Here is a 7,233-nt window from a genome sequence, read left to right as displayed (position 1 = left end):
TCGTAATTATAGTTATAGCTTCTGTGGTTGTGTTTTTCATGAGTTCTTCCATTGCAAAACCCATCAAAGTTCTTGCGGCGAAAGCTGTGGAGTTTGGTAAAGGCGATCTCACTGTGAAATTTGAAGCAAAAGGCAAAGACGAAGTGGCACAGATGGCTAAATCACTTGAACAGATGGCAGAAGCTTTGAAAGAATCAATGAGATCAATACAGGAAGGGTCAAATCAGATACACTCATCTGCAGAAAGTTTGGCAAGTACAGCACAGGAAGTTAGTGCAACAAGTGAAGAATTATCTTCACAGATGGAAGAAGTGAACAAGAGTGCACAGAACGCATCTGCATCGATAGAGCAGGTCACAAGCGGTATAGAAGAAGTAGCGGCAAGTGCACAGAATGTATCTAAGTCTGCTCAGAGTCTTACAGAAAAAGCATCTGAAGTAAATAACGCGGCAAAAGAAGGAGAAAAAGCTGTACAGAGTATAGTACAGATAATAGACCAGACAAAAGAGAAATCAGCTCAGACAGAAAAAGCTGTGAATGAATTGAGCGAAAGGGCAAAGAACATAGGAGAGATAGTAGAAACGATAAACTCTATAGCAGAGCAGACAAATCTTTTGGCATTGAACGCGGCGATAGAGGCAGCGAGGGCAGGAGAAGCAGGTAGGGGCTTTGCGGTGGTTGCAGATGAGATAAGAAAGCTTGCGGAAGAGAGCAAGAAGGCTACAGACAAGATAGGGCAGATACTCGGTCAGATACAGCAAGGAGCACAGCAGGCAAGTACGGCTACAAATGAGACGGTGAAGGTAGTTGAAAAGGCGGCGGAACAATCTGACGTGGTAAAAGAAAGGCTGATGAACATACTCAAGAGAGTAGAAGAGATAAGTACGCAGATAGAAAGTCTTGCGGCAAGTGCACAGGAACAGAGTGCGGCTGCGCAGGAAATGAGCAGTGCGATGGACACAGCCACAAAATCCATAACGATGATTGCCCAGCAGATACAAGAGATGACACAGGCAGTAAGACAGCAAGCAGATGCAAGTCAGAGTGTATCAAGTGCTTCAGAGGAACTGTCTTCTATTGCAGAAACTTTGGTAGAACAGGTGAAAAAATTCAAGGTATAGTACTTTTATTACAAAAACAGAGCAGGTTTCCCTGCTCTGTTTTTGTCAATTTTGGATAAACATCAGCATTTGCTTGGCAGTTGAAAGTAGCATTCTTAGATCATCGTATGAATCATCTGGTGCCGCCGAAAGTATCATGTAGAAACCTTTGCTTTTTACTTCAAAGATCGTGAATTCAACGCGTACAGGAATGTCGTCCTGGATCACAAATGTTTCAAATGAATTTGCTCTGTAATTCTGAAAATCTCTCTCGTCGATCGAAAGGATTTTGAAACCGGAGTTTTCCAAACTCTTTTGAATCTCCTGTACGAGCATGCTCAACTGTAAGCCTTCAACTGGTTCACTCAATTTCACGATGTTGATAAAGATGTTCAGATTCTGGTTTATCACAGAAAGGCTTTGATCTTTTTCATCATAAGATGTCTCAAAACCTTCCAAAGTCGCATACACGTATTCGTTGTTTGGATCCAAAAAGTATTCTGTGGCAAAAACTACACAGCTCAAAAAAACCGCGATGAGAAATGATAATTTTTTCATAAAATCACCTCCTGGCTATGGAGATTGACCTTGGTGTTCCACTCTCTTCTAAGGTACCGTAGACGATCTTTTTCACAACCAAACCATTTGAGTTGTTGTAAACCACATACCACGGGTACAGGGTTCCTGAATAATAGTCGGTGCTTTCATCTGTTGAAAGCACAACTGTGGCTGTAACACCACCTCTTGAAGCAACGTATTTTGAAAGTTCTGGATATTGAAGATAGTAATCGATCAAACTTTCGCCGAAAAAATTGAACTGCAACTTTATGCTCTTTTCCTCAATGTTTCCATAGACATATATTTTCCCGGCTGGTGTTTGCATACTACCTATGACCGTTGTGAAATCAATGTGACTGAGTGTCATTGTGCCGTTGAATCTGCCAGCGCTATCATTCACAGTCCAGGTTCCTGTAAGATCAACTCTGGTTTGTTCTGCGATCTTCTTGGCTTTTTCCACAAGTGTGTTAATTGCTTCACTGTATGGTTTGACAATTTCAGAGATATATCGGTCCTTATTTGCTCTGAGATCGAGAATAAACTCGGCGTACTTTTCAGCTCTATAGCGTTCTTCCATGACCTGCATGAGAAGCTCATGGACCTTTGAATCTGGCAAATTTTTGTACTCGGATGAAGAGCGTATCACGTAAAAGCCTTTTATGTTTGTCTGTTGATCATAGGCTGTGTACATATCATTTCCCATATCGCGGCTGATTTTGTAATTCTGGTAGGTCGATTCTCTCAAAGCATGTTCAAGAATATCTGCTCTTGCAGCAGAGAAGACTTCCTTTGTGTCATTTAGAAAACTGACCCACTTTGGCGTAACCAGATCGACGAGCCAGTTCACGGGGTTGAGTTTGTCCTTGATGAGTTTTTTGAAATTTCTGAAATCACTCACGCTGTTGAAATTGATCGGCACAGGTGTGTTCGATAACTCTTGAAAATTTTCTACTTTTCTTGTCATCTCGATCAACTGCATCAATGTCTTGGTATTTCTCAGGCTGTCCAGAGCTGTTTTGAAAGATTCGTCCGGTATTTTTCTTGCAATAACTGAGCGTTGCTTGACAAGTTGAATGATCTGCTCCTGACTGACCTTTTCAGCAAAGATGGATGTGCTGAAAAACAAAACCATAGTGGCAAGCATGACCAAAACCGCAAAAGAAATCCTTTCATTCACTTTCACAAGCCATCACTCCCATGGAACCTGCTGCCTGAGGGAATTGTAAAGTGGGCGAGCAAGTGATTTTAGTTTATTATAACACAGAATCTTATCAAAATTAATCCCAACTTCGTGGAAGATGAATCGCTGAAAAGTGGATGGTTGTTCACAAGCCAAAGACGAGAGTATATTCTTCTATCTGTCCAGGTCTTTGTTCGATTTTGACGATCGCCTTTCTGTATTTGATGGTTTTTGAAGAAACAGTTTTTTGGATAATTTCAAAGTTCAAAGAATGCACCCTTGGATACTGAACATTTCCATTCCAGTAAAGCTCGTTTATGGACTGAGCTGTTACATCGGAAAGATCATTTCCAATTTCGTACTTTGAAAGATATCCGTTTACGAAGTTGAGCAGTGCAGTGGCTTGAATCTTTGATTCTATCTTGCTGGTTTGCGTTAATGACAAACTGATGCTTTCAAACCCAAAAACCAGAAGAATGGACACCAAAAGCAGTGCAACAACTGCCTCTGTCAGTAAACTCCCTCTCATCAATAAACACCTCTGAGCGTCAAAACGAGTATTTTTTCTCTCTTGGCAGGTGTACCGATAGAGCTGATGCCTTCAAGTATTTTTTCATCATAGACGTAGTTTTTGTAATATCCCGTGACAGTCGTATCTCCACTAAATGTTCCCACAGGACCTCTGTAATTTTGCATAAGAGAGCCAAAGATCGTGAGCTGACCTGATGGACCTCCTGTATTGTAATCTTCTACGTAGAATCTTTCGTTGAATGCGTAGATACTCGCAGTTATTTTCAAATTTTGTTCCTTATCTTTCACAACAACTGAATTGTTGGCGACTATGTTCAGAAAATCTGTGCGCTCGGTGTTTCTCATGTTCTGAATCATCTGTTCATTCACGACTATATTGTCAATTCTGTTGTGGGGAAAAAGGTCTCTGAAATCTTCGTACACTATGTGATCGTATATCTCGACATCACGTTCAGAATAGATAGTGTATTTTCCATCTACATACATTGGTTGGCCGCCGTTGCTGATATTTTTTAAAGCCACGGTAAGGTTGGATTTGAGAATTCCATTGAAATTGACATTTCTTGTTTCATCATTACCACTACCCTGTAAACCAAGCCATTCTCTGCCGTTTCCGTGTATGATCATTTGATAGCCACCATTTGGTCTTGGTTTGAGAGTAAAAAGAGGATCTCTACCAGAACCCTGTCCAGTATATTCAACATAGACTTTCATGAAATGATCATTTCCCTGACCCTGTGCACTTTTAAATTCAACTATAACTTTTGTCGCTGTTAGCGTATGGTTCCCCCTTTTGATAGATGTAAGGTTCAATTTTATACCGGATTCGACTGTACTGTTTATGAAATCTGAAGGAGTTTTCACCAGAGCATTGATGTCGCTGGAATAGTTGTCTTTTATCATCGACATTCTGTATTCTTCAATGTCTTGCTGTGTGAGTATTTTCGGTGAAGTTGGATCATCGAAAATGGGTCTGTCAGTGTTAGTTCTATACTTCAAGCCCTTGACTTCCACGGAAGATTTGAATCTTGGGCTGCCGCTGATGTAAATGTAGTCGTTTGATCTCATCGGACCGTCTATCACCTCACCGGTTTTGAAATATATTGGACCTATGTTAGGGCTATACTCGGTCTCAGTGAAATAGGCGTATTTGTTCAAAAAGTCTATGGCAATGACCGCGGCGGAGTAAGCTTCCAGTTTGCCGCTGTTTGATTTACTCACCAAAAGAGCGGCGTACGGTTTATTCTGAATCTGGTAAGAAGCTGTGATTGGAAGAACGATGCAAGAACCAGAAATGCCAAGCTCGTTCAGATCCTGGTTGAACTGGCTTATCGTTGAAAGATCGTAGTACTTTTGCTCGTTGATCTTGCTGAAAAGGTTCTGCCAGTAAGCTCCATCAGATTGAGAAATCATACGCTTTTTAAATCTGTCCCACCATTCTATGTTTTGATTCACATCTGACTGAGTCCAGCTAAGATCGATTCCACCGATGCCTTTGAAGTATGGTTTTAAATATGCAAAAGACAGCTGTAGAAGTTTTTGTGAAGACAGATATGCGTTGTTTTTTTCTATCTCAAGTGCGTTGTCTTTAACGTAAACTGCGGTGTTTGTCAAAAGAGCCATCGATAAAATCGATATCGCGGCAATTATGATAAGAGTGTATATCAAAACATAGCCTCTTTTCACAGATACCACCTCACTTGATATTGCTCAAAACAACAGAACAACGAAGTTCATAACTTCTACCTGCGGCTTTTTTGACCAGGGTGTAAAAGATCACTCCTGTTCTGGGACTTGAAAAGGTACATGCATCCAACGCACCTATTTGTGTAGATTGACTGTATGATCCGTTGATTTCTTCCACAGTCAGAACCAAGGTACCATTGGAAAAACTCAGCGTGTATTTCAGCTTTGTCGCAGATCCATAGGTGCCATACACACCTTTGGAAAATGGGACCGTTGAAAAAAAGGTCACAGAATTACTCTGGACAGTCAAGCCGTCAGATGTTGGACCGGCTTTTAAAAGTTCTCGTCGAATGGCAGAATCGATTTTAGCCAGTTGTTCGTAAATATTTATCTTTTCAGTCACAATCTGAGAATTTCTGATCACCTGGTTGTATACAAGAGCAGATATTCCAGTCACTGTAAAGATCAGTATCATAACCACTATCAATTCAATCACCGTAAAACCCTTCACAAAAATCTCCCCCGACCGTTTTTGAAAATTATATCAAATATTCATACCGCGATTGAAAGAGCATACTCAAGCATACGTGTGCATACTCATAAAAGTGGGTATGGTATCGGTTTTTATTCACCTTCAAGACCAGACAGGCACACTTTTTAAAGATGACAAAGATTATCTTAGTTGATATACTACCATAGGATTATAAACTGTATGGAGGTGGAAGATGTGAAAAGAAAGGTTATCATCATGGGTGCAGCAGGAAGAGATTTTCACAACTTCAACACGTTTTTCAGAGACAACGAAGATTACGAAGTTGTAGCATTCACAGCTACACAGATACCGGATATCGAAGGCAGGGTTTATCCACCAGAGCTCGCTGGAAGACTTTACCCGAAAGGAATTCCAATTGAATCTGAATCAAACCTGGTTGAACTCATCAAAAAACACAATGTGGACGAAGTTGTGCTGGCTTACAGTGATCTTCCGCATCAGTATGTTATGGAAAAAGCAGCGATCGTCACCTCTGCGGGCGCTGATTTCAAGTTGATGGGACCAAAACACACGATGATCAAATCTACAAAACCAGTTGTCGCAGTCTGTGCAGTCAGAACAGGCTGTGGAAAAAGTCAGACCACAAGAAGAGTGCTGGATATACTCAGATCAAAGGGTTTGAAGGTGGTTTCTATCAGACACCCGATGCCTTATGGAAACCTTGTTGAACAAAAGGTGCAGAGGTTTGCCACTTATGAAGATCTGGACAGGTACAAATGCACAATAGAAGAAAGAGAGGAATACGAACCACACATCGATAGAAAATCTGTGATTTATGCAGGTGTAGATTACGAAGCAATTGTCAGAAGTGCCGAGGCAGAAAATCCAGACGTGATTCTCTGGGATGGTGGAAACAACGATTTTCCGTTCTATAAACCGGATCTTTTGATTGTCGTGGTAGATCCGCACAGACCCGGGCATGAAGTCACGTACTATCCCGGAATGACCAACCTGTTGATGGCAGATGTCGTGGTGATAAACAAAGAAGAAACTGCTGATCCACAGGCAATAGAAACGGTCAGAAAAAATGTCGAAAAATGGAATCCAAAAGCGATTGTAATAGATGCAAGCTCACCGATATTCGTCGAAGATTACTCAAAAATCAAAAACAAAAAAGTGCTCGTGGTTGAAGACGGTCCTACTCTAACACACGGAGAAATGAGATACGGTGCGGGATTTATCGCGGCAAAGAAATTTGGAGCATCGCAGATTATAGACCCAAGACCGTTTGCAGTCGGATCGATAGTGGAAACATACAGAAAATACAGCCATCTGGATCTGATCCTTCCAGCCATGGGATATGGAGAAAAGCAGATCAAAGAACTTGAAAAAACGATAAACTCATCGGACGCAGAGCTTGTCATCATAGGAACACCAATAGATTTGAGAAGGGTTATGAACCTGAACAAACCAGCGGTGCGTGTAAAATACGAGCTGCAAGAAATAGGAAAACCAGATCTGCAGGACGTTCTGAGTGATTTTGTCAAAAAGATTGGAAAGAATATCTAAAGATGAATCACTTAACATGTTTTTTGAACCAGTTTGTACTTTGTTCTGTCTATAAGGATAGGAAAGAAAATTAGACAATTTTGGTCTTAGTAACTTGTTAACACAAACGTTTTCAC

At 41.0% G+C, this 7,233-nt stretch carries 7 protein-coding genes; 2 read left to right on the top strand and 5 right to left on the bottom strand.

Annotated elements, in window-relative coordinates:
• Positions 1–1,121: methyl-accepting chemotaxis protein (locus AC4E92_RS05195; RefSeq protein ID WP_490239528.1), on the top strand; the 1,121-nt coding region annotated here is incomplete at its 5' end.
• Between the two features lie 45 nt (positions 1,122–1,166).
• Here the strand turns inward: AC4E92_RS05195 and AC4E92_RS05190 are convergent.
• The 5 genes from AC4E92_RS05190 to AC4E92_RS05170 form a co-directional block, all read right to left on the bottom strand.
• Positions 1,167–1,658 (bottom strand): hypothetical protein, encoded by a 492-nt coding sequence (locus tag AC4E92_RS05190; RefSeq protein WP_490239527.1) that lies wholly within the window; start codon positions 1,656–1,658, stop codon positions 1,167–1,169.
• A 4-nt stretch (positions 1,659–1,662) separates the two neighbouring features.
• Positions 1,663–2,841 (bottom strand): hypothetical protein, encoded by a 1,179-nt coding sequence (locus tag AC4E92_RS05185; protein ID WP_490239526.1) that lies wholly within the window; start codon positions 2,839–2,841, stop codon positions 1,663–1,665.
• A gap of 142 nt (positions 2,842–2,983) precedes the next feature.
• Positions 2,984–3,367, bottom strand: a complete 384-nt coding sequence (locus tag AC4E92_RS05180; protein WP_490239525.1) for a hypothetical protein — start codon at positions 3,365–3,367, stop codon at positions 2,984–2,986.
• Complete coding sequence (locus AC4E92_RS05175; RefSeq protein ID WP_490239524.1) at positions 3,367–5,055, bottom strand: hypothetical protein; 1,689 nt, start codon at positions 5,053–5,055, stop codon at positions 3,367–3,369. The genes AC4E92_RS05180 and AC4E92_RS05175 overlap by 1 nt, the downstream gene beginning before the upstream one ends.
• A 10-nt stretch (positions 5,056–5,065) precedes the next feature.
• Positions 5,066–5,566, bottom strand: a complete 501-nt coding sequence (locus tag AC4E92_RS05170; protein WP_490239523.1) for a PulJ/GspJ family protein — start codon at positions 5,564–5,566, stop codon at positions 5,066–5,068.
• A 216-nt stretch (positions 5,567–5,782) separates the two neighbouring features.
• Between AC4E92_RS05170 and AC4E92_RS05165 the strand changes: the two genes are divergently transcribed.
• Complete coding sequence (locus tag AC4E92_RS05165) at positions 5,783–7,117, top strand: cyclic 2,3-diphosphoglycerate synthase (RefSeq protein WP_490239522.1); 1,335 nt, start codon at positions 5,783–5,785, stop codon at positions 7,115–7,117.
• Positions 7,118–7,233 lie beyond the last annotated feature (116 nt).

The sequence above is a fragment of the Pseudothermotoga sp. genome, assembly GCF_031962025.1.
Classification (GTDB): Bacteria; Thermotogota; Thermotogae; order Thermotogales; family DSM-5069; genus Pseudothermotoga_B.
The sequence above is the reverse complement of the archived record's forward strand: the minus strand, read 5'-3'. Positions and strand labels throughout refer to the sequence as shown.

Coding starts and splice junctions, on each gene's coding strand:
- AC4E92_RS05190 (WP_490239527.1), bottom strand. CDS start 1,658: ATGAAAAAATTATCATTTCTCATCGCGGTTTTTTTGAGCTGTGTAGTT.
- AC4E92_RS05180 (WP_490239525.1), bottom strand. CDS start 3,367: ATGAGAGGGAGTTTACTGACAGAGGCAGTTGTTGCACTGCTTTTGGTG.